The sequence below is a fragment of the Niastella sp. sgz303648 genome (assembly GCF_059587045.1).
Genome location: NZ_JCAPSW010000015.1, coordinates 177,683 through 199,930, shown reverse-complemented (window position 1 = coordinate 199,930; position 22,248 = coordinate 177,683). Strand labels below are relative to the sequence as shown.

19 protein-coding genes, 1 tRNA gene and 1 pseudogene are annotated in these 22,248 nt (G+C 41.4%); 12 read left to right on the top strand and 9 right to left on the bottom strand.

All coding sequences use genetic code 11. From position 1 onward, the window contains the following. Nucleotides 1-327 precede the first annotated feature (327 nt). Nucleotides 328-1,020 (bottom strand): hypothetical protein, encoded by a 693-nt coding sequence (locus AC59IL_RS31300; RefSeq protein WP_496556189.1) that lies wholly within the window; start codon nt 1,018-1,020, stop codon nt 328-330. Nucleotides 1,021-1,218: 198 nt separating this feature from the next. Continuing rightward, the gene (locus AC59IL_RS31295; protein WP_496556188.1) at nt 1,219-1,662 is read right to left on the bottom strand and encodes a hypothetical protein; all 444 of its coding nucleotides are present in this window, start codon (nt 1,660-1,662) and stop codon (nt 1,219-1,221) included. Nucleotides 1,663-1,844: 182 nt separating this feature from the next. Here AC59IL_RS31295 and AC59IL_RS31290 point away from each other — a divergent pair, with 182 nt between their 5' ends. Then, complete coding sequence (locus AC59IL_RS31290; RefSeq protein WP_496556187.1) at nt 1,845-2,735, top strand: winged helix-turn-helix domain-containing protein; 891 nt, start codon at nt 1,845-1,847, stop codon at nt 2,733-2,735. 73 nt (nt 2,736-2,808) lie between these two features. On the opposite strand, the gene AC59IL_RS31285 is transcribed toward AC59IL_RS31290, so the two are convergent. Next, complete coding sequence (locus AC59IL_RS31285; protein WP_496556186.1) at nt 2,809-3,108, bottom strand: hypothetical protein; 300 nt, start codon at nt 3,106-3,108, stop codon at nt 2,809-2,811. Between the two features lie 513 nt (nt 3,109-3,621). Between AC59IL_RS31285 and AC59IL_RS31280 the strand changes: the two are divergent. Then, nucleotides 3,622-3,855 (top strand): annotated as a pseudogene (locus AC59IL_RS31280) (PaaI family thioesterase); the annotation flags it as partial. A gap of 87 nt (nt 3,856-3,942) precedes the next feature. After that, the gene (locus AC59IL_RS31275; RefSeq protein ID WP_496556185.1) at nt 3,943-4,737 is read left to right on the top strand and encodes a M90 family metallopeptidase; all 795 of its coding nucleotides are present in this window, start codon (nt 3,943-3,945) and stop codon (nt 4,735-4,737) included. A 47-nt stretch (nt 4,738-4,784) separates the two neighbouring features. On the opposite strand, the gene AC59IL_RS31270 is transcribed toward AC59IL_RS31275, so the two are convergent. Continuing rightward, nucleotides 4,785-4,858 (bottom strand) — tRNA-Arg (locus tag AC59IL_RS31270). Nucleotides 4,859-5,033: 175 nt separating this feature from the next. Here AC59IL_RS31270 and AC59IL_RS31265 point away from each other — a divergent pair. The 3 genes from AC59IL_RS31265 (at nt 5,034) to AC59IL_RS31255 (ending at nt 8,839) form a co-directional block, all read left to right on the top strand. Further along, a complete protein-coding gene (locus AC59IL_RS31265) occupies nt 5,034-5,507 on the top strand; it encodes a 23S rRNA (pseudouridine(1915)-N(3))-methyltransferase RlmH (RefSeq protein WP_496556184.1) in 474 nt (157 codons plus the stop codon). A gap of 226 nt (nt 5,508-5,733) precedes the next feature. Then, nucleotides 5,734-6,144, top strand: coding sequence for a hypothetical protein (locus tag AC59IL_RS31260; RefSeq protein ID WP_496556183.1), 411 nt, complete (start codon nt 5,734-5,736; stop codon nt 6,142-6,144). A 247-nt stretch (nt 6,145-6,391) separates the two neighbouring features. Further along, nucleotides 6,392-8,839 carry a glycoside hydrolase family 9 protein gene (locus AC59IL_RS31255; protein ID WP_496556182.1) on the top strand — a complete coding sequence of 816 codons (2,448 nt, stop codon included), beginning with the start codon at nt 6,392-6,394 and terminating at the stop codon, nt 8,837-8,839. Between the two features lie 68 nt (nt 8,840-8,907). Here the strand turns inward: AC59IL_RS31255 and AC59IL_RS31250 are convergent, their stop codons facing one another. Continuing rightward, complete coding sequence (locus tag AC59IL_RS31250; protein ID WP_496556181.1) at nt 8,908-9,804, bottom strand: SDR family oxidoreductase; 897 nt, start codon at nt 9,802-9,804, stop codon at nt 8,908-8,910. A 158-nt stretch (nt 9,805-9,962) separates the two neighbouring features. Here AC59IL_RS31250 and AC59IL_RS31245 point away from each other — a divergent pair, with 158 nt between their 5' ends. Next, on the top strand, nt 9,963-10,577 hold the full coding sequence (locus AC59IL_RS31245) for a Crp/Fnr family transcriptional regulator (RefSeq protein ID WP_496556180.1): 615 nt from the start codon (nt 9,963-9,965) through the stop codon (nt 10,575-10,577). A 33-nt stretch (nt 10,578-10,610) separates the two neighbouring features. Here the strand turns inward: AC59IL_RS31245 and dctA are convergent, their stop codons facing one another. Next, complete coding sequence (dctA, locus tag AC59IL_RS31240) at nt 10,611-11,894, bottom strand: C4-dicarboxylate transporter DctA (RefSeq protein ID WP_496556179.1); 1,284 nt, start codon at nt 11,892-11,894, stop codon at nt 10,611-10,613. Nucleotides 11,895-12,068: 174 nt separating this feature from the next. Between dctA and AC59IL_RS31235 the strand changes: the two genes are divergently transcribed. Next, entirely contained in the window at nt 12,069-14,210 is a 2,142-nt protein-coding gene (locus AC59IL_RS31235; protein ID WP_496556178.1) for a S9 family peptidase, read from the top strand. 78 nt (nt 14,211-14,288) lie between these two features. On the opposite strand, the gene AC59IL_RS31230 is transcribed toward AC59IL_RS31235, so the two are convergent. Further along, nucleotides 14,289-15,134 carry a CvfB family protein gene (locus AC59IL_RS31230; protein WP_496556177.1) on the bottom strand — a complete coding sequence of 282 codons (846 nt, stop codon included), beginning with the start codon at nt 15,132-15,134 and terminating at the stop codon, nt 14,289-14,291. A 136-nt stretch (nt 15,135-15,270) separates the two neighbouring features. Between AC59IL_RS31230 and AC59IL_RS31225 the strand changes: the two genes are divergently transcribed. Next, on the top strand, nt 15,271-15,861 hold the full coding sequence (locus AC59IL_RS31225) for a WG repeat-containing protein (RefSeq protein ID WP_496556176.1): 591 nt from the start codon (nt 15,271-15,273) through the stop codon (nt 15,859-15,861). A 191-nt stretch (nt 15,862-16,052) separates the two neighbouring features. Here AC59IL_RS31225 and AC59IL_RS31220 read toward each other — a convergent pair whose 3' ends face one another. Next, nucleotides 16,053-17,282 carry a serine hydrolase domain-containing protein gene (locus AC59IL_RS31220; RefSeq protein WP_496556175.1) on the bottom strand — a complete coding sequence of 410 codons (1,230 nt, stop codon included), beginning with the start codon at nt 17,280-17,282 and terminating at the stop codon, nt 16,053-16,055. 314 nt (nt 17,283-17,596) lie between these two features. On the opposite strand from AC59IL_RS31220, the gene AC59IL_RS31215 reads away from it, so the two are divergent. After that, nucleotides 17,597-19,924: a glycoside hydrolase family 31 protein gene (locus tag AC59IL_RS31215; protein WP_496556174.1), complete on the top strand. Its 2,328-nt coding sequence runs from the start codon at nt 17,597-17,599 to the stop codon at nt 19,922-19,924. Between the two features lie 133 nt (nt 19,925-20,057). Here AC59IL_RS31215 and AC59IL_RS31210 read toward each other — a convergent pair whose 3' ends face one another. Continuing rightward, nucleotides 20,058-21,053, bottom strand: a complete 996-nt coding sequence (locus tag AC59IL_RS31210) for a GlxA family transcriptional regulator (RefSeq protein WP_496556173.1) — start codon at nt 21,051-21,053, stop codon at nt 20,058-20,060. A 126-nt stretch (nt 21,054-21,179) separates the two neighbouring features. Between AC59IL_RS31210 and AC59IL_RS31205 the strand changes: the two genes are divergently transcribed. Together AC59IL_RS31205 and AC59IL_RS31200 are read left to right on the top strand one after the other, a co-directional pair. Continuing rightward, nucleotides 21,180-21,641 carry an SRPBCC family protein gene (locus tag AC59IL_RS31205; protein ID WP_496556172.1) on the top strand — a complete coding sequence of 154 codons (462 nt, stop codon included), beginning with the start codon at nt 21,180-21,182 and terminating at the stop codon, nt 21,639-21,641. Nucleotides 21,642-21,684: 43 nt separating this feature from the next. Beyond that, a complete protein-coding gene (locus AC59IL_RS31200; protein WP_496556171.1) occupies nt 21,685-22,056 on the top strand; it encodes a SnoaL-like domain-containing protein in 372 nt (123 codons plus the stop codon). Nucleotides 22,057-22,248 lie beyond the last annotated feature (192 nt).

Sequence of the window (22,248 nt, the reverse complement as noted above, 5' to 3'; positions counted from 1 at the left end):
CCGGTCCATGTTACAACACTTTCCTTTGTATCTATTATAAAATATTTCTCATTCCCAACATGCAAGGATAAAGAACTTGGCGATGCATTATTTTTATTTTCCTCTTTTACAGGTCCACTGCAACCGAAGAATAAAGGAGCACTAATTAAAATTAAGTAACAGGGTAATAGCTTTTTGGTCAAAATGTTATATAAAAATAATTTGAGAAAAACGTTTTGGTGTATCTGAGTAGCACTTTTAAAAGCATACAAAACTTAATTAGAACAAACCTTCGATTTACTACGCCCCCTATTTCTTATACACTTTGATTGTACGCTGGCTTTCTATTTATTTCTGTAACATCAAATTTTTCAAATTAATACTTCCACAATTAATTTCTTTCTCGTCAACTAATGAGACTCCTTGTTTGCCAGCGTATCGTGTAACTATGTAAAAAAGATTTTGCCCCTTTATACTTAGTCCTGTTCGAAATGGACCAACTACTCCGCTATCAAAGAGAATTGCAACATAAAAACCACTCGATTCTTTTGGATTAATAGTTCTTTTTAACGATGACGGCTTATGAATACTATTATCCAAAAAAGATTTTAAATCTGTTATACCATAGTCTGGCAATGGTTCTTTATCAAGTGTCATTGTATCGGAAGGAAGCAATATTTTAAAGTATCTACCAGGTAAAGACGGAACTTCATATTCTACAGGAAAGTCTATATTTAATTCTAATGGATTTTCTGTTTCATTGGTTATTCGAGTCCAAAATAAAACTTTATTTTCTTTCTTCCCATTAGGGTCAGTGTATTTTATACCTCTTGACCAACTGTTTTGTATGATTAGACGCTTACCCATAGAATCAGTATACTCAGACTTAGTGTGATATTTTTCATTAGATCCGGTGGAAGTGACTATGTCTTTGGTTTCAGGCTTGATATTTTCTTTTGGGGGGTCTGGTTTGTTTTGTCCCTCACAGGAACTGCAAAAAACAGACATTAAGAACAAAGTATAGATGAGTACGTATTTCATGATTTTTTCTATTTAATTATCGGGAACAGAAAAACTGCTAGACCTAGCTGCTGCATTACTTTTTTAGACATCGAGCTGTCGATGCCGTAAAATGTACTGCCTGAAGCATAATTCCATCTTAAAAGTGTCGGCTAAAAATGTTATTTCTGACTCTCTTTACCTTTAAATTCCGTAAAAGTCTTTCCATCATAACTGTACTCAGCAGCCGCCTTTGCGAGGGGCACGTTTATAAATTATTTTACCATCTCGTTCTACATAGTCGCCCGATACAATTGGATATGAATAATTGGGCGTGTACGATACACTAAATACACTATGGCTTCTTATAATTATTTTGTCGTTAACTTTCAGGCTATGCAATTGCTGAAATTCATTAGAGTTTTCCCGCCCAAAACTAAGAATATAATCGTAACCATTAATCCTGACCATCACTCCGAAACCTAATCGTGAGCCTGGCGGAAGAGAAAGAGAGGTTACAACAGCTTCCATATACCATTTTTTCCTTTCGGCTTTCATTTCAGCAGCAGAGAGTGGCTTTGGGGCTGATTTTTTAGAAGTTTCATTTTTGATTTCGCTATTAGCAAATACTAGTCCGCTTACCACAACCAGCGGTAAGATCAGCGCATAAATAACTTTTTTCATATTTTTTGTAGGTTTAATTAACATAGATCTATCTCCTGATAAATCAGATCCGTTTAAGGCATTTCTTTTTATTTTTCATATCCTTTTAAAGTTGGTGCAACAAAAATACTTTGATTTATTTCAGCCTAAGGAATCTGTATTGTAAATAAAAGTGTAAACTTTGTAAATAATATCTTGACATTATGCTTGTTAGAAGAAATCTCCTGCCCGTCAAACGAGAGCACCGGGGCGGATGGTTATTACTCTTGTTTATCTCTGGAATCTGCGTGGCTTTCAGCATGACCGGCAATGATGACTTTGACTTTGCCAGAAGAGAAGTTTTGCTTCGCCGAATCGGACATGAAATACTCCTTCAGTCGGGCGACAGTACATCACGGATACTTCCAGTAAAAAAGATCGCCGAAAATGAATACCAGATCAGGTTTGAGAACGATCTTACTTTTCAACCAGACTCCCTCATCAATACCACTCAGCGATTGTTAGCCAAAGACCCGCTGGCACGTGATTACGTTGTTAACGTACTGAACTGCGCCAATGCCAGTGTAGCGTATGGATATGCTATATCAAAAAATAAGAAAGATGATATTGTAACCTGTTTAGGAAGACGGCAACCAATAGCATGTTATATGATTAACATTAAATTTAAGCCAACGGGTATAACTACAGCAAAGAATAGATATCTTCTGGGCAGCCTGTCACTTTTGGCATTTGTTGGTTTTATTTTCTTGAGATCTGTTAAGTCCAAAAGAGCTTTGCCTGAAGTTCAGGGTACCGGTACATTCAATTTGGGCTCGGTGTTGTTCGATTCGGAGAGTCGGAAGCTCGTAATAAATGGAAAAACAATAGACCTGACAGTAACGGAAACCCGTGTTCTGCTCATTTTCGCATTGTCTCCAAACGAGACTATAGAGAGAAGCCGACTGCAAAAAGAGATATGGGAAGATGAAGGTGTTATAGTAGGCCGCAGTCTCGATATGTTCATATCAAAACTTAGAAAAAAACTTGAATTTGATCCGAACATCAAAATAGTTGTTATACGCGGCAAAGGATATAAGCTTGAAATTAACTCTTAAGAAAATCTTCCCGCTCCGTCTATAGGTTTGAAGGATTGTCGGCTATAACGCATTAAGAGAAATTATCTGGTGGCTATAAATGTAGCAAATCACCTAACATAAAAAAGATTACTATAGATAAAGTTTCACCATTGTAAGAAAATCCATATGTACGTAATTCATAATCGTGAAAAACTCTAAAACATTCTTTTGCTTGATTTTCTTTGTAAATACTTTTAAAATTAGGTTCAAATATTATATCGATTAATGGCCATTTTGTTGCCATAAATAAAAGACTATCACCACTTTTATTCATTAAAGACAATCCTCCTCCGTGAAGTCCGCTAACCAAGATTTTTTCATTCGATAAAATTCCTAGTCCTTGAGCAGTCAATTCATATGAATCTATCCAATCCCAATTTGTATCATAATCTCTCTCTCTATTAGTTCGGAACGTTGACAGTCAATTATTCCTCTTCCTTGACTTGAAATTACTAATAATAGATTTGGGTGCTGTTTTGAAAATCCAATCTCACTCAGTCCACCAATTGCAAATACAGTTTTTCTCCATCCTGGTGGTTCTTCTACATTTATAGTCTGTGTAACAAGATTTTTAAGTCTTTCATTGTAAAAAAACGGGAAATAATTGGTTCGATATACCCCGAAAATTTGACGATTGACGGATTTGGAGTTCGAACCGCCAGGCTGAATGAAGTCGTTTCGCTGATATACAGTCTGGGTGCGGGTTTCGGGCCAAAAAAGAAACAGGACAAGAGGAAGAAATCCGTCTTGTCCTGTCTGGTGATCCGGATTGGAATTGCTTCAAACCTATTATGGGAGGATTTGAGGCTATTATATAAGATAAAACCGCTAATTGTAGGTTTCCTTATACTCCACACTATCTGGCACAGCCCATTCCACACGAATTGAAGAAAACGGTAGTTTTACCAGTGTGGATCTGAAAATCAACTTTCTCAGACCGGTTTGGCAAGATACACTGATTGCTCATGCAAAACCCATACAATCAGTAAAAACGATCAGTGTATATTCCTGTATTATTACTAATGGCGCTGGCAAACAGGTTGCCTATATAGTTAGCACCATAATGACTTTGAGCTGGGACCAGGCAAAAGGCAGGTAGGGTTAAACTATACGCCGGGCATAGCTGTTATTGTTCTACATTTATTGTGTTTTAAAGAACAAATGAGTTATGGCGCCGATCCTCACATTGATAATAATTGCCCTGATTGTAGTTGTTTTTGCATTCTATAAACGTCCGGTAAAAAAGGCGGTTCTGCCAACCGGCTATAAAAAAGTATTGTTGGAGCACGTGGCTTTTTATCGTGCACTTGATGAGGAAGGAAAAATTCGTTTTGAAGAAAAAATAAAAGAATTCCTTGGCTACATCAGTATTACAGGGGTTAATACAAACGTTGATGACCTCGATAAGTTATTAGTAGCGTGCAGTGGAGTAATCCCGATATTTGGCTTTCCCGAATGGCGGTATTATAACCTGGGGGAAGTGCTTCTTTATCCTGATGCGTTTAATGAGATCAGTTTTTTATCAAAAGATGCAGACCGTCACGTATTAGGTATGGTTGGCGATGGGGCTATGCAACGAACCATGATCTTATCTAAACCTGCATTACGCAGCGGTTTTGTCAATGCATCGGGAACAGAAAATACCGGCATTCATGAATTTGTTCATTTACTTGATAAAGAAGACGGCGCTGTTGATGGATTACCGGAAGCATTGCTGAAAAGGCAATTTGCTATCCCCTGGCTTCAATTGATGGCAAAAAATATTGTAGCCATCAAAGCTGGCCAATCAGATATTAATATTTATGGCTCAAAAAATGAAGCTGAGTTTTTTGCTGTTGCATCTGAATACTTTTTTGAAGCGCCTGAAAGGTTTAATCAAAAGCATCCCGAATTGTATAATTTGATGACACAGATCTTTAACCAGTCACCTGCACATCAAAATACCGACATTATTGAAAAAGAATTTAATTCTCGAACATAAAAAAAGCCTTCAAACTCAATGAATTTGAAGGCATCTTATTTCTTTTGTGACCCCGTCAGGATTCAAACCTGAAACCTTTTGATCCGTAGTCAAATGCTCTATTCAATTGAGCTACGGGGCCGTCCATTTTCTCGAATGGGCGGCAAAAATAGGGTTTTTTCCGTTCGCACCAAACTAAAAATGAAGGCTTTTTACATTTTTTACCAAATTCAAACAGATTGCGGCCGGTTGCGGCAAAAAAGGCAAATTTGTAAAATATTTGCCCTCAGATTAATGAATCTTTCAATTCGGTTATTATGAAAATTCAATGCTGGTCAATCGGTAAAAACCATGAAGCTTATGTAAAGGAAGGGATCGAAGATTTCACCCGCCGGGTATCTAAATACTTTCCGGTTGAATGGAACATCATTCCTACCCCTAAAAATGCCGGCATGCTCAGCGAAATGGACCTGAAAAAGAAAGAAGGGGAAACCATTCTGGAATGGCTGAAAAAAGACGATTACCTCGTGCTGCTCGACGAGCGGGGCAAATCACTTACCTCTGAAGGATTGGCTGAGTTTTTACAAAGTCGCGCCAATGAAAGTACTAAAACGCTGATTTTCCTTATCGGCGGGGTATATGGTGTTGACGACCCCGTTTTTAAAAGAGCCAATCTTACCTGGTCATTATCAAAACTGGTTTTCCCTCACCAGCTGGTTCGTTTAATTCTGGCCGAACAGCTATACCGGGCCTGCACTATTCTGCGAAATGAAAAGTATCATCATAGTTAACGCATAAATGCATCCCCAAATTCATCTTCCCCGTCTTCGGATTCTTTATTTTAAGATGGCCGGTTAAGTAAATCTTACGCGGGTGTTATCTTCTTATTACCTCATCATCAACAATGCATTAAGGTTGCTTCGCATATATTGCTATGTTAAACAGCGTGCTAACTTTGCGGGCGTATAACGTAACGAAGATTGTTTGCCTCCTATTTGTAACAATAAATGTTAATATATGAGCAAGACAAACAGTATCAACCGTTTTATTAAGTTAGTGTTATTGGCCGTTATGATAACCATCGCTCCATTTGCACAGGCATTGCCCTGGCATGATGGAGATAAAGCAAAGGCAGATCAAATGGAAATTAACATGGCGGGTACTACGGATGACGAATTACTGGTTGAGGTGAAAGTATCCAATGAAGAAGCTAAAAGACTTGTACTGGTCATTGAAAACGAACGCGGGGATGAGCTGTACAGAAAGGAGATTGATAAAACAGGCTTTCATTCAAGGATCAGATTTCCAAAAACCAATAATATCACCGAGTATAACATTAAGTTGAGAGTAGGAACAAGATCATTGGAACAATATAAAATCAAAACAACATCGAGGGTAGTGGAAGATGTTATGATTTCCAGATTGTAAAGTATTATTTCAATCTTATTACAACAACGAACCGGTACATGCGCCGGTTCGTTTTGTTTTTATGTGGGGCATGTTTGTGGCGCTATCTGATTGCATACATTTAATAAATCATTGAGTTTCACACTTCATTGGTTCTGAATCCTGCCAGGGAATTACAATTTGCACAATCTTATATGTTTCCTATCTTCAAATGATTGTCGACGTCTTAAACAGGATACCGCGATTTAACCTCATTTACTGAATGATTATGAAAAAAATAGTAGCATCGGCATTGTTGTTCGTATGCCCCTTCGGTTTATTACTTGCGCAAATTGATTCGACATTAAAAGAAGATATTCGCAATACGGGGTATGTGCATAGCCCGCTAACGCTTGACTACAGCAAGTCTTTTGAATCTTTTGGTCTTACCAAAAAAGTATTGGTTTCGAACATGCTTTGCGATATGGAAGATCTCAGCAAGTGGTCTCATAAAGGAATCGGCGGCATGTCGCTCACAACTGATAGAAGTATTTCAGGAAAACATAGCATGAGGTTGGTAGCGCCTTCAACTTATCCTCAATTCCTTGGCTGGGGTTTAGGCTTCGGTACGTCTTTGGCAAGCTTTGATGTTGGTGGTGTAAATTGGGAAAAGTATAATCGCATTCACTTTTACATATACCCGAATTGTGAAGGCGCTCGCAGCATTTATCTTAATTTATATGTAGAGAATGATGGTACAATAAAAGTGCCCGACAAATATGGTCGTGAAGGCTATCATGAAATTAATTTAATCAATGGTCAGTGGAATGAATGTTTTGTAGAAATGAGCGAACTGGCTCGTGATAAAGTAACAAAAATATCCTTCGCTATAGAAGTTTTTGGAAAAGAACGCACCATGGGTGATTCGCTGAAATTTGATATTGATGCGGTGTCATTGCAAACAATTGAGCATCCCGAAGTAGTCAGTGGCTGGATGCCTGCTGAAAATCGCATTATATATTCCACTACGGGTTACGGTGTGGAAAGTGAAAAAACGGCCATAGTGCGAGTGAGTAATCATAATGGAAAATTTCAACTGGTAGATAATGTAACCAACAGTGTGGCGTATGAAGGCAATATCAACTCAAAGAAAACAACTATCGGCACATTTGAAACGATTAATTTCAGTGATTTTAAAAAGGAAGGACAATACTTTATTCGTGTTGGCGATGTTACGTGCAGGCCTTTCTATATAAACCGCAACATTTGGGACAATTCTGCATGGCGTATGCTGAACTTTATTTTTTGTGAACGTTGTGGTTATGCGGTTCCCGGTAAACACGGCGTTTGTCACAGTGACCTTACTGCAACTTTTGATGGTAAAATTTTTCCTTTTAATGGTGGCTGGCATGATGCCGCTGATATGTCGCAACAGGTACTTCAATCGGGAGAAATAATTTATTCGTTGCTCGAAATGGCAAACAGGGCTAAAGAAAAAAATAATAAAGAACTTTTTCTGAGGCTGCAGGAAGAAGCAGAATGGGGTATTGATTGTATTCTTAAATCGCGGTTTGGTAACGGTTATCGTGCCCAAACCTGGGGCACCAATTTATGGACGGATGGTTTTATTGGCACCGGGGATGATTCTACGATGAGGCGTAAAGTACATGTGCACAACCGGGCTTTCGAAAACTTTGTTTTTTCCGGCATCGAAGCCTTTGCATCTATGATCATAGAAAATGACCCGATGCTCAAAGAAAATCTGCGTAAGGTGGCTATAGAAGATTTTGCTTTTGCGAAAAAACGTTTCGATAGCCTCGGATTTAATGATTTGAGTAGTATCGGCGGCGGGGGCGACCATGCAGCCATGGCTTCCAACAGCCAGTATTCGGCTAATATTTCTTTTGCCGCAAGTTTGCTATACAAATTAACCGGCGACAAATATTACGCAACTGAAGCAGCCAAAGCCATTCAATATACTTTGCAATGTCAGCGAACAGAACCGCTTCAGGATAAAAATAAAATCAAAGGTTTCTTTTATCGCGATCTGAATAAAAAATCCATTGTTCATTACACGCATCAGTCGCGCGACATGGTGTACATGCAGGCGCTGACAGCGCTTTGCGAAACGCAACCTGATTATCCCGACTACAGCAAATGGTCAGCATCTATCAGGATGTATGGAGAATATCTCAAAACGATTATGCGCTATGTTGAACCCTATGGTTTGGTGCCCAGTGGTGTGTATAAAACAGATGAAATAAAGGATTCAGTTAATTTTTACAAAGTACAGGTGGGCATTTTCAGTGGCGCAGCCAATGATTATAAAGAGCAGCTTGATAATGGTTTTAAATTGGATGATGACCATTACCTGCGCATTTTTCCCGTGTGGTTCTCCTTTAGAGGAAATGCTGCTGTTCAACTGTCAACAGGCAAAGCGGCTGCACTTTGCGGCAAATTTTTGAAAGACAAAGAACTGATGAATATTGCCGAACAGCAATTGTTCTGGATTGTAGGAAAAAATCCTTTTGGTCAGTCATTGATTTGGGGCGAAGGAAGTAATTATCCTCAGCTATATACCGCATTGCCTGGCGAAACGGTGGGAGGTATTCCTGTTGGTATGCAATCGAGGTTTAATGAGGATACACCTTATTGGCCGCAGTTTAATACAGCCACTTATAAAGAAGTATGGGGTGCACCCGCAGCAAGATGGCTTTCCCTGATTGCTGAGTTTTAAAAGTTTGATAAAAACAAAGAGGCTGCCCCGGTATTTTTGAAGGCAACCTCTTTTCGATCTGCATATTATCAGTTATTAAAATAGTGACCCATGTTCAGATCGGCGATTAGTCCGGGGTGTGATGGTTGCCATTGCAGTTCCTGCTGTGTACGAATGGCCGTAGCCGGTACATCAAATGCTAAAAAAGCGCCCAGCCAGCCAAAGTGTTCGGCTGCTTCTTCTGCCGTCTTCGATACCACGGGAAGGTTCAAATGCCTGCCGATCACTTCGGCAATATCGCGCACAGGTATGCTTTCATCGCCTATGGCATGATAGGTTGCATTGGGTGCGGCCTTTTCCAAAGCCAGCCTGAAAACCCGGGCAGCATCCTGCCGGTGCACTGCCGGCCAGCGATTTTGTCCATTGCCAATATAGGCCGATACGCCCTTATCACGCGCAACTTTAATCACTATTGGAATAAAGCCATGATCACCTTTGTCGTGAACCGAAGGCGGCAGCCTTACTATGGAAGTATGCACGCCCCATTTGGTTACGGTGGCAGCAGCTTCTTCCGTGGCGGCCCTTGGCGTGGCGGCGTTGCTCATAGTAACTACATTGTTTTCTGTAATGATGCCATTACCGCGTACTACCGCAGTGCCTGAGGTAATGATGAATGGCCGGTTTGAACCGGCTAATACTGAGCCCATGGCCTCGATGGCCTGGCCATCGGTTTCACAGCTGGGGCCGAAATTGGAAAAGTCGTGAATAAAAGCGGTATGAATCACACCATCCGATTCGGCAGCTCCTTTTTTCAGACTGTCAAGATCTTCGAGCGATCCCCGGTGAACTTCGGCGCCGGCTTTTAGTAAAGATTGCACCGAAGCTTCTGATCGGGCTAAACCTAATACCTGGTGACCTGCCTTGATTAATTCCTGTACCACGGCTGAACCAACAAAACCGGTAGCGCCTGTAACAAAAATTCGCATGTTTCGTTTATTTTAAAATTGAATAATAGTGGGATTGAATTGCCTGTACAAATTTCAGCCGGTATGTGCCCTTAAAACAAGGAGATTTGACACCGTTTTTTGAGGTCATTTGACATCATTTGACGTAAATTTGTCAGGTAAGCTTTACCGGTTAATTGATGATCGAGCGTTTTGAATCCTATATTACTGCCAGGGGCCAGTTTACAGCAGACGAACTGAAGCTGATGCGTTCGCTGTGTACACCAAAAAAGGTGCGCAGGCGGCAATTACTGCTGCACGAAGGAGAAATTTGCCAGTATAAGATATTTGTGGGTAAAGGTTTATTAAAAACCTACCGGTTGAAAGACGACGGCTCGGAATACATAATGCGTTTTTCACCCGAAAACTCGTGGACTACCGATCCGGAAAGCTTTAACCAGAACGTTCCTTCGAGGTATCATATAGAGGCCCTTGAAAATACCGAAGTGGTATTGTGGACCCGCCCCAACCTGGGTCAATTGCTACAGGCTGTTCCGGCTTTTAAGTTGTTTACCGACAAACTTATTTCCAGCACGCTCGACGATACCCGTGACCGCTTGCTGAAAACACTCAGTTATACTTCCGAAGAAAAATACAACGACTTTATTGCGTCCTTCCCCGATGTATTCAGCCGCGTGCCGCTGCACATGGTAGCCTCGTACCTCGGCGTTTCGAGGGAAACATTAAGCCGCATTCGCCATGAGCAATTGAAACAGCCAAAGGAGAGTGGTGGGGCCAAACTGCCAGGCCATTAAGTGTGGCCGTGTTTTTTTGTGCCCGTAGCTCAATTAAGAAGCTTTAACCAAAACAGATTCGGTTTCGGGCGATGGCATTTTTAAGTCAACTACCTGTTGGTATACATTCATATCAAGCACCTTTTCGCTTTTTGCTATAACCACTGTAGCAATGGTGTTACCAATAAAATTGATGATGGCGCGCCCTTCGCTCATAAACCGGTCAATACCGATTAACAAAGCCAGGCCTTCGAGCGGAATTACCTTCAACGTAGTAAGTGTAGATGCCAATACAATAAATCCACTGCCTGTTACACCCGCAGCGCCTTTACTGGTAAGCAGCAGTATGCCAATAATCGTGAGTTGTTGTGTTAAGGAAAGATCAACGCCATATGCCTGCGCCAGAAAAATTACAGCCATGCTAAGGTAAATGGTGGTGCCATCTAAATTGAAACTATACCCGGTAGGAATAACCAACCCAACCACTTCTTTTTCGCAACCGGCCGCTACCAGTTTTTGCATTACCGAAGGCAGCGCAGCTTCGCTGCTGCTGGAACCTAATATAATTAAAATTTCTTCTTTAATATAGCCCAACAGCTTCCACAAATTGATTTTGTAATAGCGACAGATCAAATGCAATACTACAAATATGAACAGGATGCCGGTAAAATAGAACGTAAGCAACATTTTACCCAATATGGCCAATGTAGAAAAACCAAACTTCCCAATCGTATACGCCATGCCTCCAAAGGCGCCCAGGGGACTCAGTTTCATTATCAGCTTTAAGATATTAAACAGCACCTTGTTTATTTTCTCAAAGCTAACCAGCAGGCTTTCTCCTGCATGCCCCAACATTTTTAAACCGACGGCGAATAAAATGCTGAAAAATAATATTTGCAAAATATCGCCTTTTGCAAATGCCTCTATAATATTTGATGGAACTATATGCGAAAAAAACTCTCCCCAGTTCATAGCGTTTGCCTGCTCCGATATTTCAGTAACCTGCTTAGTGGCTGTATGGGGAATAGCTATACCTTTTCCGGGCTTTACAATATTGGCCGTTATTAAACCAATTATCAAAGCAAGTGTTGTAATTATCTCAAAATAGATTAACGCTTTTAGGCCTACTCTTCCTACTTTTTTCATATTACCGGCGCCCGCTATGCCCGATATAATGGTAAAAAAGATCACCGGGGCTATCACCATCCGTATCATGTTGATAAACGTGTCGCTAATCAGTTTTGCGGTAGCAGAGAAAGCGGGGAATAACCATCCCACGCATACCCCCGCAATAATTCCGATTATCACCTGTACGTAAAGTATTTTAAAATATTTCATTTGCCTGCAGCTTGGTATGTAAAATGCCTATAGATACAAATGGCGGAATATACAAAGTTTGGCCGGATAATCGGTAAAATGTGATAAAACAGGGCATTACCATTAATTTATTTATGAACGGCAGCAAATAGTAAAAGCAGATGCAGTATTTTCAATATATCTGAACACTACCGCATGAGAAATATAGTATTATTGCTGATGGCTGTTTATTTATCGGCCTTTAATTTACCTTCCCATACTATGGATACATTTCAATTGCCCGAAGGAGTTAAGCCTCCTTCGGTGGAAAAAGAGCCCAAAGAATTTATTGCTCATGGCGATAAGCGCATTGATGATTATTACTGGCTGAACCAGCGCGACAATGAGAAAGTGCTGAACTACCTGAAGGCTGAAAATGCTTACCTCGACACCCTGATGAGCGGCACAAAGGAACTGCGGGAAAAGCTGTTTAAAGAAATGAAGGGCCGCATCAAAGAAAAAGATGAATCTCTGCCCTATAAAGACAATGGCTACTGGTATTATTCCCGCTACGAGGAAGGCAAACAATATCCTGTTTTCTGCCGCAAAAAAGAAACGCTGGAAGCACCTGAAGAGATCATGATCGACCAGAATATAATGGCCGAAGGGTTTAAGTACTTTTCAATTGGTGGCCGTTCTGTTAGTGATAACAATGAGCTGCTTGCCTTTACGGTGGATTCGGTGAGCAGAAGGCTCTATGGCCTGCGGATCAAAAACCTCGTGACAGGTACGGAATACCCCGAAACTATTGCCAATGTTGAGGGAGATGATATTGCCTGGTGTGCTGATAATAAAACCGTTTTCTACATCAGGAAAGATGTGACTACTTTACTCGGCTATCAGGTTTGGCGGCATGAGCTGGGTACTGATCCTTCCAATGACGTGATGGTATACGAGGAAAAAGACAATCGCTTTTACATTGGCGTATACCGCACCAAATCGAAGAAGTACATTGCGATTGTTTCCAGCATGAACGAGGTATCTACCGAATACCGCCTGCTGGAAGCGGCCCATCCTGCCGGCGCTTTTAAAGTATTTGAACCACGCAAAGAAAACTTTCAATACAGGATCGAGCATTTCAACGACAAATTTTATGTACTGACCGACTGGAATGCGCCGAACTTTCGCCTGATGGAAACCCCTGAATTAAAAACAGGTAAAGAAAACTGGAAGGAAGTGATATCACATCGAAAAAATGTATATATCTCGAACCTGCTGGTATTTAAAAATCATCTGGTGCTGGCCGAAATGAAAGATGCATTGAACCAGCTTCGTGTTATTAACCTCGCTGCTCATAAAGATTATTATATTACCTTCCCCGAAACAGTATATGCTTCTTTCCCGAATGTAAATCCGGATTATAATACGAATGTTCTTCGCTTCTACTATACTTCTATGACCACGCCCGGTTCGATCTATGATTTTAACATGGATACCCAACAACGTGAATTGAAAAAGCAAACAGAAGTACTGGGTGGCTTTAATGCAGCCGATTATACTTCTGAACGCTTATGGGCTACGGTACGGGATGGAGTAAAAGTGCCCATTTCGCTGGTTTATAAAAAAGGCATGAAAAAAGATGGCCGCAATCCTTTGTTGCTATACGCGTATGGTTCTTACGGTGCCAGCATTTCGCCCTCTTTTAACAGTAATATCATCAGTTTGCTCGACCGGGGCTTTATATATGCCATTGCGCATGTGCGGGGCGGTCAGGAAATGGGCCGCCAATGGTATGACCAGGGGCACCTGTTTTATAAGAAGAATACTTTTTTTGACTTTATCGATTGCGGCGAATTCCTGATCAAAGAGAAATATACCGTCAAAGAACACCTGTATGCCAATGGAGGCAGTGCCGGTGGATTGCTGATGGGCGCGATTGTTAATTTCCGTCCCGACTTGTGGCATGGGGTAGTGGCTGATGTGCCTTTTGTAGATGTGATCACTACCATGTCGGATCCCTCTATTCCGCTCACCACGGGCGAGTATAAGGAGTGGGGAAATCCTGCTGTCAGTAAAGAGTATTTTTATATGAAATCCTATTCTCCGTACGACAATGTTGAAAAGAAGGCTTATCCCAATATGCTGGTGACAACCGGTTTGCACGATTCGCAGGTGCAATATTTTGAACCGGCCAAATGGGTGGCCAAACTACGCGAGCTGAAAACAGACAACAATAAACTGCTGTTTAAAATAAATATGGATGCGGGGCATGGCGGGGCTTCGGGCCGTTTTGATTACCTGAAAGAAAAAGCCTGGCAGTATGCGTTTTACCTGGCACTGGAAGGCCGAACAGAATAATTGGCCGCGTTACAAATACATTTTAAACACGAAACCCGCTGCCAGAGCGGGTTTTGTGTTTTTGTGGAAGGTGTTTCATTATTCTTCAGCCACTTTAATGCCCGTTTCGGTAAAAACGATCTTTCTGTTTTTATAAAGATTGCCCGTTGTCATTTTGAAGGTTTTTTTGCTCATGCCAAAAAAGGCATAAATGTCTTCGGGACTTGATTTGTCATTGTAGGGCAGGCTTCCGTTGTTCTCTTTCAGCAAACGCATCACTTTGCCGGCTTCATCTTCCACACGCTGATAGCCCACCTTTCCTGTTCCTACATCTATTTTATTGTCTTCACGAATATTTTTGATATAGCCTTTCAGGTGGTCGCCTTCCTGTATAGTCTGGTAAATATCACTGAGATGTAATACGCCGGTATGCCGGTTGTTGATGATCACCACATAACCGATATCGGTACGGCGGTATACCAGTAAATCTACCGGATCCAGTTCTTTTACTGTAAGTTGGTCATTGCTTAAAAAAGGTTCAATTTTTTCGGTGGCGGCTACACGGCCGGTTTGTTCATCGAGGTATATTTTTACGAGATGGTATCCGCCGGGGCGCATAGGCCTTATTTGTTTTGATTTGGGAACAAACAGGTCTTTCATCAGGCCCCAGTCCATAAATGCGCCATGGCCGGTCACCGATACTACCCGAAGGTTAACAATATCGCCAACAATGCCTTTGGGCTGCTGTGTAGTGGCGATCAGCCGGTCTTCCGAATCATGATAAACAAATACTTTCAGCGTATCGCCAACCTCCACGCCGGGTGGTACAAACCGATTAGGCAGCAGCACCACATCTTTACCTTCGCCCAGGTACAGGCCAAAATCAAATCCACGGGCTACCTTTAAAACATTATATTCCCCAACTTTTATCATACTATTCGCCATATGCCGGTTTTTTGCAAAGAAACGTAAAAGCGGCCAACATGAGCAAACTTACCAGAATCAACTTTCTTCCTGTCGCAAATCATAATCCCTGCCATTTACCCAATGTACCTTAACACTGCATTTTTAAGCATGTTTTATGAAAACGTATACTATACTTTTATGTTTGCTGACAACCGGTCTTTACGCCGTTGCTCAGCCATGGGCAAAAAAATACGACCGTGTAGATGCCTGCAATTGCGGCCTTGCCCTGGTAGAAAAAGCAGGCAAGTTCGGATATGTAAGTGAGGAGGGAAAATTACTGGTTCCATTGATCTATGATGAAGCGATGGCATTTTCAGAAGACAAAGGCGCCGTATCTGTTGGCGGTAAATGGGGGTTTGTTGATAAAAAAGGGATTGAGATTGTAAAGCCACAGTATTCCGAGGTTTATTCTTTTCACGAAGGGTTGGCAGTTGTTGGTTCGAATGATGGTTATGGGTTTATTGATTCTACTGGTAAAGTATTCATTCCACTGCGGTTTTCCAATGCGCGCAGCTTTAGTGATGGCATCGCTCCGGTTTGCAATAAAAAAGGACTGTGGGGGTATATTGATAAAAATGGAAAGGAAGTAATTGCATTCCGTTTCAACTATGCCACTTCATTTTCAGACAATGTTGGCCGGGTAATGATTGGTAACAAATGGTTTTCGATTGACAAAGATGGCAAGCTGAACAATGAAGGAGAGTGAATTGACGAAATAACAGGTACTACAAAAAAACGCCACGGGAATAGATTGTCCGGGGCGTTTCTGTTTATTACACATTGTAGTCTTTCATTATTTAATCCTTTTGTGAAAAATGTTATTTTGAAATGAAGGAGCTAAATCCTGGGCATAGATAGAATAACGACCCCAAAACCGCTGGTGGGGTTTGAAGATGTTTATTTATCCTTTTGCAAATAATAAACATTATCGGTTTCCTTTATTTGCAAACTTCCTTTCCCGGGATTGAATTCAAAGAATGAACCCGTTTTGGCATTCATAAAATAATCGGTGCTTATTGGTTCAGCCTCTATTGATTTGCCGGCTGCGTCTACAATCAATTTGTTATTTTCTTTTCTGCATATTACTTTAAACGGAAGGTCGCCCGATGAATAGGTGCCGGTATATTTATCATAATCACTGCCTTGTAAAACAACTGACTCTGAAAAAGGAATTGTATAAAGATCAGTAAAGCAAATTTTTAAAATTCCATTCAGTATGTCAATTCTCGGATATAATATTCCATTGGTAATATAGCATACCGCCAGCTTTTTGGAAGGATAATACCTTACTGCTGAATAAAACTCCTCAATTCTTCCATTATGTCCGTAACCTGTTGTTTTATCAAAATTATAAGGGAACATGCCCATTCCATAATCATCAACCATTGTTGTCATACTGTTAAGGGCTGATTGACTTATGAGCTTGCCGGTAAATATTTTTTGTATGAACATAACTAAATCAGCAGGGGTCGATACAATTGAACCGGCGCCGGAATGAATGCTTAAGTCGGTTTCTTTTTCCCTTCTCCATGTACTGTCGGAATATTTGTATGAGGTGCTTTCCTTGCGGCGAATATCTGTCGGTTTTCCATAGTAAGTATTGGTTAAACCAATTTTTGATGTTATTCTTTTTTCAAGCGCCTGTGCATATGGGATTTTGCAAATGGCTTCGATAATATAACTTAATAAAAGATAATTGGTGTTGCAATACTCTGCCTTTGAATCGGGTTCAAAGTCTTTGCCTTTATCTGCAATTATCTTCAGCAATTCTTCGTGTGTTTTAGGCTTATCCATCCAGTCGGGAAAATTTGTATCATGGGTATAATCATGTAAGCCGCTTCTGTGATAAAGCATTTCTTTTATAGTGATCGTATTTGCGTTTGGCAACTGAGGAAAGAATGTTGCCAGTTTTTCATCAAGGCTAAGTTTGCCTTCATCGATCAGTTGAAGGATCATTACTGCTGTAAACATTTTTGAAACAGAGCCGATCCTGTATCTGGTGTTGATGTCGGGTACAATCTTTTTATTGCTGTCGATCAGGGCAAAGCCAATAGCTCTTTGGTATTCGGGTTTTCCGTTTACCGAAATGGCCACGCTGCCTGTTGCCAGGCCACGATCTTGCAGCATGGTAAACAGACTGTCCAATTTTTTTACATTAAGTGTTTGGCACCGGGAGGTGAAGGAAAAGGATACCGCAAACAGAAGGGACAAATAGAATTTCATGGAGCACTCAATATTTCATGAAATATACTCCCATTTTTATGAAACCAGCATCATTTTCCTGTAAATAACCCGATTTATCAGAACAAAGGTTCGGCACACCAAATAGTTTGGTTATTTTGAGTTGTTACCACTAGAATTACTGAAGAGGTTGACGATTGCAACCTGAGTTTTCATAAAAAAGCGTTACTTTGACACTTTAAAAATCTCTCTTGTTAATAATGAAAACGATTGCAACTGTATTGCTGCTGCTGTTATTATCTCCGGCAGCTTTTTGCCAGGCTTTTACCAAAACAAGTACAGGTATCAAGGCCACCGTTAACGATATCAATATTGAACTTCAATGGTATAGCCCACAAATAATAAGGGTTTTAAAATCGCCTGCAGGTGTTGTGGTGAAAAAGGAAAGCCTGTCGGTTGTCAAAACACCTGAAGCGGGTGGTGGCAACATACAACAACAGGGCAATGAGGTATTGCTGCAAACCGATTCGTTACAGGCGGCCCTAAACCTGCAAACAGGCCGGGTTACTTTCAGCATTCCCGGCGGCGCTGTTTTATTCGGCGAAAAGGATTATGGAACACAGTTCACTGCTGTTAATGATGCCGGTAAAAATACGTATGATGTACGGCAGGCTTTCTTTCTCGACAAAGAAGAACTGATCTATGGACTGGGGCAGCAACAGAACGGTAAAATGAACCAGCGCGGGCAAAAGCTGTACCTGCTGCAGAACAATATGAAAGTATGCATCCCTTTTTTCCAGTCAACCAAAGGCTACGGCGTTTTTTGGGATAATTATTCGCCTACGCTTTTTACCGATAATCCGCAGGAAACCTCCTTCGATTCGGAAGTGGGCGATTGCTCGGATTATTATTTCATGCGGGGCGGCAGTGCCGATGGCGTTATTGCTCAAATGCGCAGGCTCACCGGTCAGGCGCCTATGATGCCTTTGTGGGTGTATGGTTTTAATCAATCGCGTGAACGCTATAAAACACAATTCGAACTGGTTGATATAGTGCGGCAATACCGCAACCTGAAAGTGCCGCTCGACGGTATTATACAGGACTGGCGATACTGGGGCCGCGACAGCAACTGGAATGCGATGAGCTTTGACCCCGCTACCTATCCAAAACCTAAATTGATGGTTGATAGTGTGCATGGTATGAAAGCGCATTTGTTCATTGTATCGTGGCCGGGCTTTGGTCCGCTTACACCACAGTATGCTGAGTTCAGGCAAAAGAATATGCTTATCAATTTCGACACCTGGCCGCCAAACAGCGGTACCAAACCATATGATCCTTATAATCCGGTGGCGCGCGATATTTACTGGGAATATCTCAATAAAGGTGTTTTTTCGCAGGATATCGATGCCTGGTGGCTCGATAGCTCGGAACCTGACCATATCAATCAAAAGGAAAAAGATTTTGATCAATCCACCTGGCTGGGCAGTTTGCGCAGTGTGCGCAATGCTTTTCCCCTGCAGCATGTAGGAGGGGTATATACACATCAACGGCAAACTACTACAGCCAAACGCGTTTCTATTCTTACCCGTTCGGCATTTGCAGGGCAGCAACGCTATGGGGCCAATACCTGGAGCGGTGATGTAGGAAGCAACTGGCCCACCTTTCGTAAACAAATAGCTGCCGGTTTAAATTTTTCCCTGTCGGGCATTCCTTACTGGAATACTGATATCGGTGGTTTTTTTGCCGGTGCTTTTGTAAAAGACGGTGGCGCCAAAAATCCTGATTTCCAGGAATTGTATACCCGCTGGATGCAGTTCGCTGCTTTTACGCCTATGATGCGTTCACACGGCACCGATATACCACGGGAAATTTACCAGTTTGGCCAGCGTGGCGAATGGCCTTTTGATGTGCAGGAGAAATTCATCAATCTGCGCTATAGTTTGCTTCCTTATCTGTATGCAACGGCCTGGAACGTAACGGCACATTCGGGTTCCATTATCAGGGCATTATACAGCGATTTCCCCGGCGATAAAAAAGCACTCGATATTGATAATGAATACCTGTTTGGAAATGCCTTTCTTGTTTCACCGGTTACAGAAAAAGGAACTAAAGAACAGATGGTTTATTTACCGGCAGGTGCATCGTGGTTCGACTTCTGGACCGGTGAGCTTACAGCCGGTGGTAAAACCATAACCAGGGCTACACCCATTGATATATTGCCATTATACGTTAAAGCGGGTTCCGTCGTTCCCTGGGGGCCAAAGGTTCAATATGCACAGGAAAAGAAATGGGATAACCTGGAGCTTCGTATCTATCCCGGCGCTGATGCCGGTTTTACCCTGTATGAAGATGAGAATGATGGTTACAACTATGAAAAAGGTCAGTATACTGAAATTGATTTGCGCTGGAACGATCAGGCGCATACGCTAACCATCAGCGACAAACGAGGCAGTTTTCCCGGCATGCTGAACAGCAGAAAATTCAATATTGTAATCGTAAATCAGCAAAACGGAACCGGAGCAACGCCTGCAGCGAAGTTTAATAAAACGGTGGTTTATAAAGGGCGTGAAATAATAGTGAAGTTATAAAGTAAGGCGCAAGGTACAAGGTACAAGTTGCAAGGTACAAGGTCTTGCGATTCGGTCAGGCTGACGGAATTTGAACGTCTTGTGCCTTGAGCCTTGAGCCTTGTGTTTCTCCTTGTGCCTTTTAACTTGTGCCTTATAAGGCCGCTTCTTTATTGTATTTGCTTCTGTAGTCGAGTGGCGACATGCCGGTGATTTTTCTGAATACTTCCCTGAATGCTTTCACATCGGCATACCCAACGTCGTACATTACTTCATTAATTGTTTTACGACTTGTTTCGAATGCTTTTTTGGCTGCTTCAATTTTTACTCTTTGTGAATATTCAACAGGTGTATTGCCAGTTGCTTTGATAAATCTTCTGTCGAAGTTGCGCCTGCCCACAGCGAACTTAGTTGACAAATGTTCAACAGATATTTTTTCATCGAGGTTGCTTTCAATATAGGCCTGTGCTTTTTTTACCATGTCATCACCGTGCGACTTCTGACCAACAAATATGGTAAATGCCGACTGGCTTTGCCGGTCTATTTCGATCTGAAATACCTTGGCGCAAAAAATGGCTGTTTGCCGGTCGTAATATTTTTCTACCAGATAAATCATCAGGTTCAGGAAAGAATAAGCACCGCCATTTGTATAGATCCCGTTTTCATCAGTGATCAGTTTATCGGTTTGCAGATTTACTTTCGGGAACATGCGTCGGAAATGATCGGCGGCCGACCAATGCGTAGAACAACTTTTACCATTGAGTAAACCCGATGAGGCCAGCATAAAAGCACCGGTGCAAATACTGGCTACTTCTGCTCCGTTTTTATATTGTTGTTCAACCCAATCGATCAATGCCTGGTTGCCCTTCACTGCTTTTTGGTAATTATGATTCAATGAAGGAATGATAATGAGATTGGTTTTGGTGATGGCTGAAATATGGGTATGTGGTTGTACCGTGAACAAGCCGTCGTAGAAATCTACTTTTTTTGAAATGCCGGCCAGCTCAATTTTAAACAGGTCTTTTTTACTTCTCCGGTTGCTATCGGCATCTTTCCAATACGCATTGGCCCGCGTAAATATTTTGTAAGTACCTACTATGCTGCTCAGGTTGTTTTCTCCGTCGGGCACCAATATGGTAAGATGTTTCATGAAATTATTTTTTACAAAGATAGAAAATACCCTTGTCTAAATCAGCCCCCTATAAAGTCTATTTAGCCCCCCGGGCAGGTGAAATTCAGACAGTAGCTTTGCTATGTAAACAAAAACATACAACATATGACTACATCAGATTTTACCATAACCCTTCAGGTTGATAAAACCCGCGAAGAAGTGTTTAATGCCGTCAATAATGTAAGAGGTTGGTGGTCCGAAATGATTGAAGGCGGTACTGAAAAGCTCAATGATGAGTTTATTTACCGGCATAAAGATCTCCACTACAGTAAACAGCGATTGATTGAAGTGGTTCCCGGCCAAAAAGTGGTATGGCTTGTTACAGACAGCAGTATAAATTTTGTTAACCACAAAAGCGAATGGACGAATACCAAAATTAGTTTTGAAATTGTTGAAAAAGGCAACAAAACGCAACTACGCTTCAGGCACCTGGGCCTGGTGCCCGATCTGGAATGTTTCGATGGCTGTTCAAACGGATGGAGCTACTATATAAATGATAGTTTGCTCCGCTTAATTACTACAGGCACAGGTAAGCCCGATAAGATAGAAAAGGAGGCTACTGTTTAAAGCAATAAATCCAAAAATCTCAAAATTAATAAATCAATAAATTATGGTTACAACAGCATTGACAACCCAACAGGTGGCGGCCCGGTTTAACGAGCTTGCGCGGCAGGAAAAATGGTTCGAGATACAGGAAGAACTGTTTGCAGATAATGTAAAAAGTATAGAGCCTGACCATTCGCCCTGGTTTTCAAATGCCGAAGGCAAAGCCGCCGTTCGCAAAAAAGGCGAAGACTTTGTGAATCGGATCGAGGCGGCTCACAGCCTTTATACATCCGAACCAATTGTGGGCGGCGATTTTTTTGCAGTAGGAAGGGAAAAGGATATTACTGTACAGGGCTTTGGACGAATTCAGATCAAACAGGTAATGCTGTACAAAGTAAAAGACGGTGAAATTGTATCGGAGCAATTCTTTTATTAATACATATTTTCGCATCTCCATAACTGGTGGCCCCATTAAATAACGGGTCACCAGTTTTTTTTAGGGTTGATTTGCCTACACATTACTTTTTTTTACCCGATAATTTAAACGAATAGATTGCCAACCTGTGCATACTTTGTATGTATTGAATTGCTAAATTTTATATAACCGTTATAAATAACTGCTATACTG